This is a genomic window from Tropicimonas sp. TH_r6 (assembly GCF_033101155.1).
Lineage (GTDB): Bacteria > Pseudomonadota > Alphaproteobacteria > Rhodobacterales > Rhodobacteraceae > Tropicimonas.
Window position 1 is genome coordinate 161,188 of sequence record NZ_JAWMPX010000007.1, and the last position, 14,387, is coordinate 175,574.

Below are 14,387 nucleotides of genomic sequence, written 5' to 3' on the forward strand. Positions count from 1 at the left end.
CGCGCCAGACCGCCGGGACGGTCCGGCGGCTTCGCTTTCTTCCGTGCCTTTCAACGCTTCGTCCAGATGTGGCCTTGCGGCACAATGCACTCGCTTGGTCGCGCTCAGTGATCCACCGGCAATCCGCTTGGGACCCGATCCGGAATACCCAGCCGACCCTCAGCGCCACGATCCCCCGTCAAGCTTTCGAGGAAGGCGGCAAGGGCCGAGATGTCCTCGGGTGAGAGCGCGATCGGCTCCGGGTCCAGCGCCGCGAGGATCCGGTCGCCTTCGCCCCCCTCGTCAATCGCCGCCCAGACGGGCTTGCCTTCGAACTCCTGCAGGATCGGTTGTTCGCGGTCGAACGCGGCGAAGCCCGTTGCCGGATCCGCGTGATAGGCAATGAAGGCGCCGAGGTCGCGATGGGCACCGCTATGCCCGTATGGCCCGGTCAGGGCGATATTGCGCAGGCTCGGGGTCAGGAAGGCATAGAGATCCTCGGCGCGCCCGGTCACGCGGAACCGTCCTTCATCCCGTGCATGGCTCTCGAAACGTTCGGCTTTGCCGGGGCCGAGTTGCGGAACACCCATCGCGTGGAACGCGTGGTCTGTCTGGAACGGGCCGGAATGGCAGCTGGCGCAGCCGGCATCGCCGTAAAACAGCGTCATGCCCTGCTGTGCGGCGCCCTCAAGCGCCGCCTCGCCGCGCAGATGACGGTCAAAGGCGCTGTCATCGGACCGCCATTCCCAGGCGATGAACTCGGCAATGGCGTCGGAAATATCGGTGAAGGAAATCGGCTTGCCGGCCGCAACCTCCGGCAGGGCGGCCTCGAACCCGGCCTGATAGTCCGGGTTCGCCCGCACCCGCTGCGCGATCAGGTCCCAGGCACCGTCCTCGCCGGTCAGCCGTCCCGAGCGGACGGCCTTGGAGATCTCGTTTTCGCCGTAATGCCCGGCCATCTCGTCCTGGCTGAGCACCGGGAACATGGTCTGCGCCGAGAGCACGCCGGAAAAGCCTTGCACCATCTCCTGATCGAGCGGAGTGCGCAGCCCGTTCGGCTCGTCGGGGTCGGCCTCGATCCGGCCGTCATGGAAGAGCACGGTGAACTCCAACGCCCCGAGATTGAACAGCGCAGGCGCGTTGCGCGGGATTCGCTGCTCGGGCGGGTTCGCCGGGTCCGGCACGCGGTCCGGCCCGAGCCCCGTGGCGCCTTCGCCGATGGAGAGCGACACCCCGTCCGATGTACCGAATTTCGGGTGGTGACAGGTGCCGCAGGAGATGTTGCGGTTGCCCGACAGGACCGGGTCCCAGAAGAGCAGGCGCCCCAGTTCGACCATCTGCGGGCTGGCCGGCATATACATCGCGTCCGTCACAGGCGGAGGCAACTCGCCCGCGATGCCCTGCCCGGCAAGCCAGCTTGTCGCCGCAATAAGGTGAACAAATTTCATGGTTTGCTTTCTTCCTCTCCTCGGCCCGGTGGCGGTGCCGTGGATTCCCTCTCGGCCAGTTTCACCGGCAGGATAATGCGCGGCGCGGGGCCTGCAACACGGTCTTCGGGACGCATCCGCATCCGCTCCAAAAGCATCCGTGCCGCCGCCCGTCCCATGGTCGCGCGCGGCTGCCGGACGGTTGTCAGCGCCGGCACGAAGTGGGCCGCCATCTCCAGGTCGTCGAATCCGACCACGGAGACGTCGTTCGGGACATTCACCTCGCGCCGCATCAGCGCGCCGATGAAACCGAGCGCCATCTCGTCACAGGCCGCGAAGACGGCCGTTGGTCGGTCTGTGGAGGCAAACCAGAGCTTTGCGGCCTCTGCGCCCGATTGCAGCGAGAAGTCGCCCGGATAAATCCAGTCCGGCTTCATCCGCAACCCGACCGATTGCATCGCGCCATGCGCACCTTCCAGCCGGCTTGACGAGAGCACATTGTCCGGTGGACCGCAGATATGGCCGATCTTGCGATGCCCGAGCTTGAGCAGGTGCTGCACCGCCCGCACCGAAGCCTCTTGGTTGTCCACCGTCACAACAGGACGCCCGATCGAGGCGATCCATTCACAGGCAAAGACCATCGGCGCGCGGATATCGGCGCTGCCCCGGTCGAGGAGCTTCTCGTGCCGCAGCTTGCCGTCGAGCACGATGATCCCGTCGACATGGTTCTGCCGGACATATTCGGGGAAGCTGTGCTCGCCGTCAGCTGTCGGCTTGGTGTCGGCGATCAGCACATTCAAGCCGGCTTCCATCATCACCTCGGCAATGCCCGACAGGATGCGGGAGAAAAACGGGTTGGCGAGATTGGGCACCAGCACGGCAATTGCGCCGGTCTCGCGCTTGCGCAGGTTGCGCGCGGCGAGATTGACCCGGTAGCCCGTTTCCTCGATGGCGGCGAAGACCGCTTCGCGGGTCGATTTCGACACCACGTCCGGAGTCGACAGCGTCCGACTCACGGTCGCCGTGGAGACGCCGGCAACCTGCGCGACATCGCGGATCGAGGGGGCGCGAGAGGTGATTTCTCCCATGTATCAAGCCTTTGTGCGGGCTTCGTCCCAATGGATGGGGCAATGCGTACATAGCTGAGTTTCTATCTTGTAATCGATTACATGCAGGATATGCTCGTGATGTAAAGGATTACATCTGCGATTCGCAAATGCCGGGGAGGGGCTGCGCGAGAGCGCGCCACTTCGCCGGCCGAGGAGGTTGTGCGATGAAGACGATCAAGGGACCCGCTCTTTTCCTGGCCCAGTTTGCCGGAGACGAGGCGCCGTTCAATTCCTGGGACAGCATCACCAAATGGGCCGCGGATTGCGGCTATCTCGGCGTGCAGGTCCCGAGCTGGGATGGCCGGCTCATCGATCTCGCGAAAGCGGCCGAGAGCAAGGATTACTGCGACGAGTTCAAGGGCAAGGCGGCCGAAAACGGCGTCGAGGTCACCGAGCTTTCGACCCACCTGCAGGGCCAGCTCGTGGCCGTGCATCCCGCCTATGACACCGCTTTCGACGGTTTCGCGGCCCCCGAGGTGCGCGGAAATCCGAAGGCGCGCCAGGAATGGGCCGTGGATCAGGTCAAGAAGGCGCTTTCCGCCTCGAAGAACATGGGGATCACCGCCCATGCGAGCTTCTCCGGCGCGCTGGCATGGCCTTACATCTATCCCTGGCCGCAGCGGCCTGCCGGCCTCATCGAGACTGCCTTCGACGAGTTGGCGCGGCGCTGGAAGCCGATCCTTGATCATGCGGATGAATGCGGCGTCAATGTCTGCTATGAGATCCATCCGGGGGAGGACCTGCATGACGGTGTGACCTTCGAGATGTTCCTTGAGCGCGTGAACAACCATCCGCGCGCGATGATGCTCTACGATCCGTCCCACTACGTCCTGCAATGCCTTGATTACCTGGACAATATCGACATCTACAAGGACCGGATCGGCATGTTCCACGTCAAGGATGCCGAGTTCAATCCGACCGGCAAACAAGGTGTCTATTCCGGCTACCAGGGCTGGACGGACCGCGCGGGTCGCTTCCGCAGCCTTGGCGACGGGCAGTGCGATTTCGGTGCGATCTTCTCCAAGATGGCTGCCAATGATTTCGACGGCTGGGCCGTGGTCGAATGGGAATGCTGCCTCAAACACCCCGAGGACGGTGCGCGCGAAGGGGCGCAATTCGTCAAGGATCACATCATCCGCGTCACCGAAAAGGCCTTTGACGATTTCGCCGATGGCGGGACCGATGAAGAGGCCAACAAGAAGATGCTGGGGATCTGATCATGGCACCTATCAGACTTGGCATGGTTGGTGGTGGCAATGACGCCTTTATCGGCGCTGTCCACCGCATCGCCTCCCGGATCGACGGGGAATATCAACTGGTTGCAGGCGCTTTGAGTTCCACTCCGGAGAGGGCGAAAGCCTCGGGCGAGGCTCTTGGCCTCGCCCCCGACCGGATCTATGGCGATTTCCGCGAGATGGCGATCCGCGAAAACCGGATCAAGGACGGCATCCAGGCCGTGGCGATTGTCACGCCGAACCATGTCCATTACCCGGCGGCGCGCGAGTTTCTCAAGCGCGGCATCCATGTGATCTGCGACAAGCCGCTGACCTCGACCCTGCCGGATGCCCGCAAGCTGGTGAAGCTGGCGGACGAGAGCGACGCGCTGTTCGTGCTGACCCATAACTACACCGGTTACCCGATGGTGCGCCAAGCGCGCGAGATGGTGGCGAAGGGCGAGCTTGGCACGCTCCGAGTTGTGCAGGTCGAGTACCCGCAGGACTGGCTGACCGAGGCCGAGGAGCAGACCGGCGCCAACAAGCAATCCGAATGGCGCACGGACCCGGAACGCTCCGGGGCAGGAGGCTCCACAGGCGACATCGGCACCCACGCTTTCAACCTCGCGAGCTTCGTGACCGGGCTGGAGCTGGAAACGCTCTCCGCCGATCTGCAGAGCTTCGTCACCGGTCGCCGCGTGGACGACAATGGCCATGTCATGCTCCGCTTCAAGGGCGGCGCGCGCGGCATGCTCTGGTGTTCGCAAGTGGCGCCGGGCAATGAAAACGCCCTCAAACTGCGTGTTTATGGCGAGAAGGGCGGGCTGGAATGGTCCCAGGAGGACCCGAACTATCTCTGGTACACGCCGTTTGGCGAGCCCAAGCGACTGCTGACCCGCTCCGGATCCGGCGCGCGCGATGTGGCCAACCGCGTCTCAAGGACGCCGGGCGGCCACCCCGAGGGCTATCTGGAAGGCTTCGCCAATATCTACTCGGAGGCCGCACGGGCGATCCGGGCGAAGCTGGCGGGTGAGGAAATCCCGGCCGATGTCGTCTTCCCGAGCGTTCAGGACGGGCTGACCGGCGTCTCCTTTGTCGATGCCTGCGTGCGCAGCTCGGCGCGGGACGCGGCCTGGGTCAAGCTGGCATGAGGCGCGCATGAGCCTGGCCGCCGCCAATATGACGGGAGCGCCGCGGACCGAGTCCGCGGCCCCCATCCTTGCGCTTAGCAATGTGCAGCGCTCCTTTGGCCCCATCCAGATCCTCTTCGACATCTCGATGGAGCTCTATCCGGGCGAGGTCCATGCCCTGATCGGTGAGAACGGCGCCGGAAAATCGACCACGATGAAGATCATGTCCGGCTATCTTGCGGCCTCCGACGGCGAGGTCGTGCTGGACGCCGCCCCGGTGACATTCGCCCGCTCTCGCGAGGCCGAAGCAATGGGCGTGACCCTCATTCACCAGGAATTCAACCTCGCGCAGCAGCTTTCCGTGGAGGAGAATATCTTCCTTGGCCATGAGCTTAAACGTGGCTTCCTGCTGGATCACGCCGCCATGCGCGCCCAGACCCGTGATCTTCTTGGCCGGCTGGAAACGCCACTCGATCCGCGCTCCAAGACCGCCGATATCTCCGTGCCGGAGAAGCAGATGGTCGAGATCGCCAAGGCGCTGTCGCGCAAGGCGCGTGTGCTGATCATGGATGAGCCGACCGCCGCGCTGACCACGCGCGAAACCGAGGTGCTTTTCCGCCAGATCGACCGGCTGAAAGCCGAGGGCACCGCCATTCTCTACACCTCGCACAAGCTCGACGAGGTGGCCCGCATTGCCGACCGGATCACGGTCATGCGCGACGGGCGGATTGTCCGCACTGCGCAGCGGGGCGAGCTCAATGAAGACCAGATGGCCGAGGCAATGGTCGGGCGCGACCTCTCCGACATGTTCCCGCCCAAACGCCCGGCCGATGGGGCCGAACCGGTTCTGGAGGTGGAAGGTTTTACCATCGGAACGCTCGTGAAGGACGTCTCCTTTGCCCTTCGACGGGGCGAGATTCTCGGCTTTGCCGGGCTCGTCGGGTCCGGCCGCACCGAGCTGATGGAGGGGCTGTTCGGCGTTCGCCCCTCCACCGGCTCGGTCGCCATCAACGGTGCGCCGGTACGGATCCATAACGCGGAAGATGCGATGAAGGCGGGGCTCGTCTACCTGCCCGAGGACCGCAAGGAAAACGGCCTGATCCTGACCCAGGACATGCGGCGCAACCTGACGTTGCTGGCGCTGAAGAAGTTCAGCAATATCGTCATCGATCGGAAAGCCGAGGAAGCCGCACTCGACAAGGCGATCGAGGAGTTCGACATCCGCGCGCCGTCGCGCGACGTGCTGGTCGGCAATATGTCGGGCGGCAATCAACAGAAGGTGCTGCTGGCCAAGATCATGTTGGCCGAGCCGCAGATCGTCATCATCGACGAACCCACGCGCGGGATCGATGTCGGCACCAAGCAGCAATTCTACACCTTCATCCATGCGCTCGCCGATGCGGGCCATTCCGTCGTCGTGATCTCTTCGGAAATGACCGAGGTGATCGGCCTGTGCGACCGGGTCGCGGTCATGCGGCGCGGACGGATCGCGGGTGAAGTGACGGGCGATGATGTGAACGAGGACACGATCGTGCGCCTCGCAATGGGACTGGACAAGAAGGGCAATGGCCATGAGTGAGACGACCAGCAATGCCCCCGGCAAGGCAGGGTTCAAATTCGACTTGCAGGCGCTCGGACCGATCCTGGCACTCATCGTGCTGGTGGTTGTCGGCTATCTGCTGAACCCCGATTTCCTCGGGTCCAAGAACATCACCAACGTGCTCTCGCGCTCCTCCTTCATCGGCATCATGGCCGTTGGCATGACCTTCGTGATCACGGCCGGCGGGCTCGACCTTTCGGTCGGCTCGATGACGGCCTTCATCGCGGGCATCATGATCATGGTGATGAACGGGCTGATTCCGAGCCTCGGGACGAACTGGGGCGTGATCCTCGTCGGCATGGGAACGGGGCTCATGCTCGGGGCAGCGGCGGGCGCGGTGAACGGGCTGTTGATCACCCGAATGGGGATCGAAGCTTTCATCGTGACGCTGGGCATGATGGTGATCTTCCGAAGCCTCGTGACCTGGATGGCCGATGGCGGCACCATCTCGCTGAATTTCTCGCTCGGCTCGATCTATGAGCCGGTCTATTACGGCGGGCTGTTCGGCATCCGCTGGCCAATCATCGTCTTTGCCATTGTCGCCATTCTCGGCGAGATCGCCATGCGCCACACGGCCTATGGCCGCCACTGCGCCGCTATCGGCTCCAATGAGCAGGTTGCGCGCTACTCGGCCGTGCATGTCAAGAATGTCCGGCTGATGACCTATATCGTGCTTGGCATCCTGGTGGGGTTGGCCTCGGTTCTCTACGTGCCGCGTCTCGGCTCGGCCTCGAACTCCACCGGCCTGCTCTGGGAACTGGAGACCATTGCCGCGGTCATCATCGGCGGCACCCTGCTCTCGGGCGGCTATGGCCGGGTCTGGGGCACCGTGGTCGGTGTGCTCATCCTCGGGCTGATCGACAATATCCTCAATCTCACGGACCTTGTGTCCCCCTATCTCAACGGGGCGATCCAGGGCGTGATCATCATTCTGGCGGTTGTGCTGCAGCGCGCCAGGAAGTCATCCCGCTGACGGGAAAACTGCCCCGTCGCGGGGCAATCTAGGGAGGAAGACCATGAAAATGAAGCATCTCTTCGGTGCCACGGCGATTGCGACCATTCTGGCAGCAGGCGTGGCGATGGCCGAGACCACGATCATCGGCGTGTCCATTCCGGCCGCGACCCATGGCTGGGCCGGCGGCATGAACTTCCATGCAAAGACCACCATTGAGCGGCTGGAAGCCACCTATCCGGAGCTGGATTTCGTCCTCTCCACCGCGTCCGACCCCGCCAAGCAGGTCAATGATATCGAGGACATGATGGCCACGCGCAATATCGACGCGCTGGTCGTGCTGCCCTTCGAATCCGAGCCGCTGACGGCCCCCGTGAAGCGCGTGAAGGCCTCCGGCGCCTGGGTCACCGTGATCGACCGCGGCCTCTCCGAGGACGGCATCGAAGACCTTTACGTGGCCGGCGACAATCCTGGCTTCGGCACCACATCTGGCATGTTCTTCAAGGAAATGATGCCCGATGGCGGCAAGATCGTCGTTCTGCGCGGCATCCCGACGACCATCGACAATGAGCGCGTCGAGGGGTTCCAGGCCGCGATCGAAGGCTCCGGCATCGAGATCCTGGCCATGGAGCATGGCAATTGGAACCGCGACGACGCCTTCACCGTGATGCAGGACTTCCTGTCCAAATATCCGGAAATCGACGCTGTCTGGGCCTCCGATGACGACATGGCCATCGGCGTTCTCGGCGCGATGAAGGAAGCGGACCGCACGGACGAGATGTGGGTACTTGGCGGTGCCGGCATGAAGGAGATGATCAAGCGCGTGGCCGATGGCGATGCAACGATCAAGGCGAACGTGACCTATCCGCCGTCAATGTCCGCCACGGCCATCGAGATGACGGCGCTGAACTTCGTCTCCAACGCGCCGGTCTCCGGCAAGTTCGTGATCGGCTCGGTCCTGATCACCCAGGACAATGCCGAGAAGTTCTACTATCCCGACAGCCCGTTCTGATCAGGTTAGGGAGCGGGCGGGCAAGCTGCTCAGGCGCAGTGCCGTCCGCTCTCCCCGAGTCAGGGGATTGGCCCTGTCAGCATGCCGCTGGCAGGGTTTTTCTGTCTTGTGATTGTGTGCGAAGGGGAGGCGTTGAAACGCTTCCACAGGAACGCTTGCTCGGTTCGGACTGGCGGAGAGGCATTCTGCGTTCGTCTTCGTCAGGACCCCGAGATACCGTCCGCAACTCGAAGCTTGCACCTGTTGCCCGGTCAATCCGGGCAGGATGTGTTTTGAAGAGAGGGGGCGTCACACAGGCGGATACTGCCCGCGGTCACTCATCGGTGCCGGTGTCGATCAACCAGCCGCCGGGGCCGGCAACCTCGTCGGGCAGGACCGCAATAAGCATCTCGTGGATGAGGCAGCATGCCATGAAAGACAGGATCAGGTCACCAATCGTAATCTGTGCAATCCATTCCATGAGAGTCTCCTTATTCGTCGTTGGTCTGGGATTTCGCAGCGAATTTGGGCGGCGTCATGACGAAGAAGAGTCAAAAAACTTACATTTCCGCTCACGGAGGTTGCGGCGTGTTGGCCCAGTCGGTCGTGATGTCAGCACACGAGGGGCGGGCTACCCGCCTTCCGTCCCACGGAAATCCAGCCCGGGCAGGCTGGCGACGGGTTCCGATGCAAAGCACGCGGTCGGTGCGGCACATGCCGGGGCGAAGGCGGCGTCTAAATCCGAAGCGAGGAAAATATTATAAATTACAGTATGATATGGGTGTTTCGCAGGCCGGGTTGGGGCGTTCAAGGAAGACGCCAGACGACCTGTCACGGCAGATCGGTCCGACGCACAATCTGCGGCGCGACGGATCGGGGCCTCCGGGGAACGCTCCCGGCATAGGCGAGATCCACGCCAAATTACCTAAAACTCGAAGAAGATCTTGCGCGGATCAGCCAAACCTCTCGGCCACATACCCGATTGTGGCGCAAATGGTGCGGGCGATTCAGCCGGAGAGGGTGTAGCGATGCAAGTGGTGAAAACGACCGTCCTGACCTTCGCCGAAGAGACAGATTTCGCGGATGCGGAAGGGCCGCGGCAGGAGCGGCTGGATGACCGGGCGCAGGTGACCAGCAACGGCGTCGGCCTCGGTTGGGGACAGTTTGCCCGACAGTGTCAGGTGGAAGCGGAACTCTTCCATCACGTAGGGATGGCCCCATTGCTGGAGCAGTACCTCCTGACGCGGGGAGAGGCCTGCGGCGCGGCGTTGCTCCAGCTCGGTTTCCTCGGGAGCGGCGCGGAACCCGTCCAGCGCCTCGAGCACGCGGGCTGCGAGCAGGGCGATCTGCGTGGTGTCGCCTTCGGGGAGGAGCGCAAGGAAGGAGTCGAGTTTCGACAGCTTCAGCCCGTCAAGCAGAACGGGCGGCAGCGTCGCGGCGAGCGCTTCGGTGGCGTTGTGCAATTCGGACACGTCGAAGCCGGGTTTGAGCCGGAAGGGCGGTTTGAGCGTGCCATGAAAACCGTATTTGCGCGGTTCCCGGGTGATTTCGGCAATCGGCATCGGCAGGCCGGGCAGGGCGGGATGTGCCATCTTGCGGCCAGAGCGCGGGTTCCAGCCGAGCCAGCTCGCGCCGAAATCGGCGAGGGGGCCATCGGGGGGAGCATAATAGAGCGCGAAGCGTGTGAAACCGTCCATGGCGAGCCTCCTTCAGCGCGGTTAGCATATTGGCGACCGCACCGCGAGAGGCAACACATGGGAAGGGCCTTTCCGGGGCCGTCTTCCTGTTCGGTGGGCGCGGCGGACGGGGGGGCAGGGTTCCATGCGGCGGAAAGGCTCGTCCGGGCCTCCGGCGCCAGGGTTCAGAGCGTCGCAAAGCCTTGTATCAACTGGCGCAGGCCGAGCCAGGCGCCGAGCATGATGGCGCCAAGGGTCAGGGGCGCGGAGAAGGCGAGCAGGGAAAAGGCCGAGAGGCCCTGACCGACGGAGCAGCCAATGGCGATGGCGCCGCCGAACCCCATCAGCACCGCGCCGGCGATCTGGCGCCGTAGCTCGCGCGGATCCTCGCAGGCCTCCCAGCGGAAATGCCCGCGCCGGAGCGAGCCGATACAGGCGCCGCAGAGCACGCCGGCGACCGAGCCGACGCCGAAATTCAGCTCCATGCCGGAGGCGAGCATTGCGTAAAGGACGGTGTCGCCGAGTGGCGCCGAGAAGGTGTGGCTCTCGACGGGGACTGCGTCGAAAGACCGTTCGGCGACAAATGCAGTGGCGGCCCAGCCAGCGGCGATGGAGGCGCCGACGATGCAGGCCCAGAAAACCGCGTCAGGCTCGGCGCGCATCCGGGCAGGTGCGAGGGCGGCGGCGAGGATGAGCGCGCCGATGGCGAGGCCGAGATGGATTGGGGAGAGGCCGGTGGCGCTGGCGAGCAGGTGGGCAAAGCCGGCTGGGGCGTCCGTGCCGAGAAGCCCGTCCGGGAAGAGCCGGACACGCAAGGCGGCGAAGGGGCCGGAGATCACCGAATAGGCGGCGATGGCCATGACCAGCACGATGACGAAGGCGCGCAGATCGCCGCCGCCGACGCGGGCGAGCACGCCGTAGCCGCAATTGCCGGCCAGCGCCATGCCATAGCCGAAGACCAGCCCGCCGAGGATATGAGCGACCGGGTTCCAGCCATTGTTGAGATAGAAACTGTCGGAGAGATCAAGCAGCCCGCTGCCCGCGAGGCCGAAGGCGCCGAGCACGGCGATTCCGATGGCGATGGCCCACATGCGCAGGCGGATATCGGAGCCGCCATAAAGCGCGTCCTCAATGGCGCCGAGGGTGCAGAAACGCCCGAAGCGAGCCGCGAGCCCAAGCCCCAACCCGCCGATGAACCCAAGTATGGCCACGAGCGTGGCGTCTCCCACAAGCTCGCCCATGCGCAGCCCTCCCCAAGCTGGCTGGCCCGGGGGATGCGCGTGTCGCGCGTCTCTACCGGCTCAGCAGGCGTCGCTGTCCTTGCAGAACAGCTCGTAAACGACTTCGAGTATCTTGCGCGGCCGTTCGTCGGTCAAGGAGTAGTAGATCGTCTTGCCATCACGGCGCGGCGTGACCAACCCTTCGAGCCGCAGCCGCGAGAGCTGCTGGCTCACAGCAGCCTGGCGCGCGGAGAGGAGCCGCTCCAGCTCGGTCACCGACTTTTCGCCGGAAACGAGGTGGCAGAGGATCATCAGCCGTCCCTCATGGCTGATCGCCTTGAGGAAATTGCTGGCCTGGGTGGCCTTGGTCACGATCCGGTCGATCTCTTCTTGCGATGTCCCGTCGTCGATGACCGGGAGTATCGTCTCGAACTCCTGCGCTGTCAGGTCTTCCATAATACATCCATAGCATTCACGACGCGCCCGTCGCATCCAGAGGGGCCGCTTGCAAGCAAAACCCCAGATTTTCGGCCGAAAAGGCCCTGAATGAGGCCGCTGCGCAACGCACCGCACCCTCAGCGATCTCCCCTCGAATCCGATCCCGGCAGCCGTTCTCAGGACGGCACACCGTAATCGGTCAAGTCCCGGAGCATGCGGTCCAGCAGGCCCCAGAAAAAGTCCTCGCCCGGATATCCTTCCAGACGACCCAGTTCCGCGCCCACCCCATCAACGAGCACGAATGTCGGGGTGAAACTCACCCGACGTGTCAGCGAGAGCTTTTCCATCTCGTCGCCGCCTAGTTCCACGCGACGCAGGGGCGCATAGGCGCCTTCCTCGGTCTTCGGGTAGATCGGGCCGATCTCTGCATTCCAGCGGGCGCAGTAGTGGCATCCCGCCTGTTCCACCATCACGAGCTCCACGGCCAAGGCCGGCCCGCAAAACAGGCCGAAGGCGATCCCGGCCAAGGCCGGGCGCAGATTTCTTGCAATGGAAGGCATACTCGTCCGATTGACTGTCGCGCTTCCCCCAACATAATCTGAATGTGTGAATAGGACAAGGGGAGGGCACAATGCCCGAAATCAGTTGGGCGGGGGCCGCTTTGGCCGGGCTGTTGTCGTTTCTGTCGCCCTGTATCCTGCCAATCGTACCCTTCTACCTGTCCTATATGGCCGGAACGGGGATGAACCAGATCACGGCGGAGGGCGAGGTTCCGCCCGATATACGCCGGCGCGCGGTGATCTCGTCGATCTTCTTCTCGGCCGGAATTCTTACGATATTCATGGCGCTTGGCGCGTCGGCCTCGGCCTTCGGGCAGTTGATCGGACAGTCCATGGATATCCTGCGCTTCGTCGCGGCGGCGATCATCATCGCCATGGGGCTGCATTTTCTCGGCGTGATCCGGATCGGCTTTCTCTATCGACAATTCCGCGCCGAGGCGGGGGATACCTCCAATGTCTCGGTCCTGGGCGCCTATGTGATCGGGCTCGCCTTCGCCTTTGGCTGGACGCCCTGTGTCGGGCCGGTACTGGCCGCGATTCTCATGACAGTGGCGATGGATGGCGGTGGGATCGGGCAAGGCGTCGGGATGCTGCTGGTCTATGGCATCGGCATGACCGCCCCCTTCGTGCTCGCGGCCTTTTTCATCGGTCCCTTCATGCGTTGGATGAAGGGGTTTCGAAAGCACCTGCCGATGGTCGAGAAGGCTATGGGTGTGCTCCTTGTGTTGTTTGGGCTGTTGATCGGCACGGACTCGGTTAACCTTGTTGCCGAGTGGATGTTGAAATTCATGCCCACGATCGGCTGAGCCGACGCCCGGGCGAAGGTTTGGAGAGAAAAGACATGGGAATGCGTATTCTGGCCGCTGTGGCGGCACTGTTCCTGGCGGTAGCGCCTGGTTACGCGGAGGTTGGCGCGGACGGGTTGCATGATGCGCCCTGGATCCGGGAGACCTCGATGGATCTTGCCGCCGACCTTGCTGCCGCAAACGCGGAGGGCAAGCGGTTGATGCTGATCTTCGAACAGCGGGGCTGCCTCTATTGCACGCGGATGCATGAGAAGGTGTTCTCGCGCCCGAAGATCGCGCGCTATCTCAACGAAAACTACTATGTCGTGCAGATCAATTTCAAAGGCGACAAGCCGGTCACCGATTTCGACGGCGACCGGCGCAGCGAGCGCCAGATCTCGCGAAAATGGGGGATATTGCTGACCCCGACGATCCTGTTCGTCGACACGCAGGTGCCCGCGGGTGGGACCCTGTCGCAGGGCGTGGTCGCGGTCATCCCGGGCGCAGTCTCGGCCAAGCAGACGCTGGACATGCTCGAATGGGTTCGCCGCGAGGGCTACAAGGGCGGCTGATCGCGGACGGGCGCGGGACGGGGCGCCGGATTTCAGGCCCGTGGGCCAAGAGGGGCCTGCGGGCGCAGTACTGGGGAGGAAGACATGTTGAAGAAGGTTCTGGGCGCGCTGATCGCGCTGTGTCTGGCCGCACCGCTGGCGGTCGCGGAGATCGGCGAGGACGGGCTGCACAAGGCCGACTGGATGCGCGACACGTTCAAGGATCTGGCCGAGGATCTCGAGGAGGCCAATGCGGAAGGCAAACGGCTGATGCTGATCTTCGAACAGCGTGGCTGCATCTATTGCAAACAGATGCACGAAGAAGTCTTCGTGCGCCCCGAGATCGCGGCCTATCTCGAGGAGAATTTCTTCGTCGTGCAGATGAATCTCTACGGCGATACCGAGGTGACCGATTTCGACGGCGATACCCGAACCGAGAAGCAGATGGCGCGGAAATGGGGAATCATGTTCACCCCGTCGATTCTCTTCCTGGGCGAAAAAGTGCCCGAGGGGGCGGCCGCGACTCAGGCGGCGGTTGCCATCATGCCCGGCGCCTTCAAGGCCGGCACCACGCTGGACATGCTCACTTGGGTGCGTGAGAAGCTCTATGAGAGCGATGGCGAGGACGCCGAGTTTCAGCGATATCACGCTCGAAAGATCGCTGAACGCGCTGGTTAATAGCGCTTTTGGGATGTTTTTGGCGGTACGGCGCAACATTTGAAACGGTGATGCGCCGCCATCGTAACTATCCTGAT

The 14,387-nt window shown here is 63.5% G+C and carries 15 protein-coding genes; 8 read left to right on the top strand and 7 right to left on the bottom strand.

Going from position 1 to position 14,387, the window contains the following annotated elements:
- Window positions 1-104: 104 nt before the first annotated feature.
- Both R3X27_RS09485 and R3X27_RS09490 read right to left on the bottom strand, forming a co-directional pair.
- Entirely contained in the window at window positions 105-1,427 is a 1,323-nt protein-coding gene (locus tag R3X27_RS09485) for a cytochrome-c peroxidase (RefSeq protein WP_317708611.1), read from the bottom strand.
- A complete protein-coding gene (locus R3X27_RS09490) occupies window positions 1,424-2,494 on the bottom strand; it encodes a LacI family DNA-binding transcriptional regulator (RefSeq protein WP_317708612.1) in 1,071 nt (356 codons plus the stop codon). Before R3X27_RS09490 ends, R3X27_RS09485 begins: the two co-directional genes overlap by 4 nt.
- A 185-nt stretch (window positions 2,495-2,679) precedes the next feature.
- Here R3X27_RS09490 and R3X27_RS09495 point away from each other — a divergent pair, with 185 nt between their 5' ends.
- Genes R3X27_RS09495 through R3X27_RS09515 form a run of 5 tightly spaced genes read left to right on the top strand, consistent with a single transcriptional unit; the run spans window position 2,680 to window position 8,423 of the window.
- Window positions 2,680-3,732 carry a sugar phosphate isomerase/epimerase gene (locus R3X27_RS09495; protein WP_317708613.1) on the top strand — a complete coding sequence of 351 codons (1,053 nt, stop codon included), beginning with the start codon at window positions 2,680-2,682 and terminating at the stop codon, window positions 3,730-3,732.
- A 2-nt stretch (window positions 3,733-3,734) separates the two neighbouring features.
- A complete protein-coding gene (locus tag R3X27_RS09500) occupies window positions 3,735-4,880 on the top strand; it encodes a Gfo/Idh/MocA family oxidoreductase (RefSeq protein WP_317708614.1) in 1,146 nt (381 codons plus the stop codon).
- Between the two features lie 7 nt (window positions 4,881-4,887).
- Window positions 4,888-6,438 carry a sugar ABC transporter ATP-binding protein gene (locus tag R3X27_RS09505; protein ID WP_317708615.1) on the top strand — a complete coding sequence of 517 codons (1,551 nt, stop codon included), beginning with the start codon at window positions 4,888-4,890 and terminating at the stop codon, window positions 6,436-6,438.
- Window positions 6,431-7,432, top strand: a complete 1,002-nt coding sequence (locus tag R3X27_RS09510) for an ABC transporter permease (protein WP_317708616.1) — start codon at window positions 6,431-6,433, stop codon at window positions 7,430-7,432. Before R3X27_RS09505 ends, R3X27_RS09510 begins: the two co-directional genes overlap by 8 nt.
- Window positions 7,433-7,475: 43 nt before the next feature.
- Window positions 7,476-8,423: an ABC transporter substrate-binding protein gene (locus R3X27_RS09515; RefSeq protein ID WP_317708617.1), complete on the top strand. Its 948-nt coding sequence runs from the start codon at window positions 7,476-7,478 to the stop codon at window positions 8,421-8,423.
- Window positions 8,424-8,736: 313 nt separating this feature from the next.
- Here R3X27_RS09515 and R3X27_RS09520 read toward each other — a convergent pair whose 3' ends face one another.
- From R3X27_RS09520 to R3X27_RS09540, 5 genes are all read right to left on the bottom strand, one after another.
- Window positions 8,737-8,883 (bottom strand): hypothetical protein, encoded by a 147-nt coding sequence (locus R3X27_RS09520; RefSeq protein ID WP_317708618.1) that lies wholly within the window; start codon window positions 8,881-8,883, stop codon window positions 8,737-8,739.
- Window positions 8,884-9,409: 526 nt separating this feature from the next.
- On the bottom strand, window positions 9,410-10,099 hold the full coding sequence (locus tag R3X27_RS09525) for a DUF1045 domain-containing protein (protein WP_317708619.1): 690 nt from the start codon (window positions 10,097-10,099) through the stop codon (window positions 9,410-9,412).
- A gap of 164 nt (window positions 10,100-10,263) precedes the next feature.
- Window positions 10,264-11,319 (bottom strand): YeeE/YedE family protein, encoded by a 1,056-nt coding sequence (locus R3X27_RS09530; RefSeq protein WP_317708620.1) that lies wholly within the window; start codon window positions 11,317-11,319, stop codon window positions 10,264-10,266.
- Between the two features lie 60 nt (window positions 11,320-11,379).
- On the bottom strand, window positions 11,380-11,754 hold the full coding sequence (locus R3X27_RS09535; protein WP_317708621.1) for a metalloregulator ArsR/SmtB family transcription factor: 375 nt from the start codon (window positions 11,752-11,754) through the stop codon (window positions 11,380-11,382).
- A gap of 158 nt (window positions 11,755-11,912) precedes the next feature.
- Complete coding sequence (locus R3X27_RS09540; RefSeq protein WP_317708622.1) at window positions 11,913-12,296, bottom strand: thioredoxin family protein; 384 nt, start codon at window positions 12,294-12,296, stop codon at window positions 11,913-11,915.
- Between the two features lie 71 nt (window positions 12,297-12,367).
- Between R3X27_RS09540 and R3X27_RS09545 the strand changes: the two genes are divergently transcribed.
- From R3X27_RS09545 to R3X27_RS09555, 3 genes are all read left to right on the top strand, one after another.
- Window positions 12,368-13,102, top strand: a complete 735-nt coding sequence (locus tag R3X27_RS09545; protein ID WP_317708623.1) for a cytochrome c biogenesis CcdA family protein — start codon at window positions 12,368-12,370, stop codon at window positions 13,100-13,102.
- A gap of 35 nt (window positions 13,103-13,137) precedes the next feature.
- The gene (locus R3X27_RS09550) at window positions 13,138-13,653 is read left to right on the top strand and encodes a thioredoxin family protein (protein WP_317708624.1); all 516 of its coding nucleotides are present in this window, start codon (window positions 13,138-13,140) and stop codon (window positions 13,651-13,653) included.
- Between the two features lie 84 nt (window positions 13,654-13,737).
- Window positions 13,738-14,310, top strand: a complete 573-nt coding sequence (locus R3X27_RS09555) for a thioredoxin family protein (protein ID WP_317708625.1) — start codon at window positions 13,738-13,740, stop codon at window positions 14,308-14,310.
- Window positions 14,311-14,387 lie beyond the last annotated feature (77 nt).

Bases quoted from the DNA above. Each gene is read 5' to 3' on its own strand.
- R3X27_RS09535 (WP_317708621.1), bottom strand. From the start codon at position 11,754: ATGGAAGACCTGACAGCGCAGGAGTTCGAGACGATACTCCCGGTCATC.
- R3X27_RS09525 (WP_317708619.1), bottom strand. From the start codon at position 10,099: ATGGACGGTTTCACACGCTTCGCGCTCTATTATGCTCCCCCCGATGGC.
- R3X27_RS09555 (WP_317708625.1), top strand. From the start codon at position 13,738: ATGTTGAAGAAGGTTCTGGGCGCGCTGATCGCGCTGTGTCTGGCCGCA.
- R3X27_RS09495 (WP_317708613.1), top strand. From the start codon at position 2,680: ATGAAGACGATCAAGGGACCCGCTCTTTTCCTGGCCCAGTTTGCCGGA.
- R3X27_RS09505 (WP_317708615.1), top strand. From the start codon at position 4,888: ATGAGCCTGGCCGCCGCCAATATGACGGGAGCGCCGCGGACCGAGTCC.
- R3X27_RS09520 (WP_317708618.1), bottom strand. From the start codon at position 8,883: ATGGAATGGATTGCACAGATTACGATTGGTGACCTGATCCTGTCTTTC.
- R3X27_RS09550 (WP_317708624.1), top strand. From the start codon at position 13,138: ATGGGAATGCGTATTCTGGCCGCTGTGGCGGCACTGTTCCTGGCGGTA.
- R3X27_RS09500 (WP_317708614.1), top strand. From the start codon at position 3,735: ATGGCACCTATCAGACTTGGCATGGTTGGTGGTGGCAATGACGCCTTT.
- R3X27_RS09530 (WP_317708620.1), bottom strand. From the start codon at position 11,319: ATGGGCGAGCTTGTGGGAGACGCCACGCTCGTGGCCATACTTGGGTTC.
- R3X27_RS09485 (WP_317708611.1), bottom strand. From the start codon at position 1,427: ATGAAATTTGTTCACCTTATTGCGGCGACAAGCTGGCTTGCCGGGCAG.
- R3X27_RS09545 (WP_317708623.1), top strand. From the start codon at position 12,368: ATGCCCGAAATCAGTTGGGCGGGGGCCGCTTTGGCCGGGCTGTTGTCG.
- R3X27_RS09515 (WP_317708617.1), top strand. From the start codon at position 7,476: ATGAAAATGAAGCATCTCTTCGGTGCCACGGCGATTGCGACCATTCTG.
- R3X27_RS09540 (WP_317708622.1), bottom strand. From the start codon at position 12,296: ATGCCTTCCATTGCAAGAAATCTGCGCCCGGCCTTGGCCGGGATCGCC.
- R3X27_RS09490 (WP_317708612.1), bottom strand. From the start codon at position 2,494: ATGGGAGAAATCACCTCTCGCGCCCCCTCGATCCGCGATGTCGCGCAG.
- R3X27_RS09510 (WP_317708616.1), top strand. From the start codon at position 6,431: ATGAGTGAGACGACCAGCAATGCCCCCGGCAAGGCAGGGTTCAAATTC.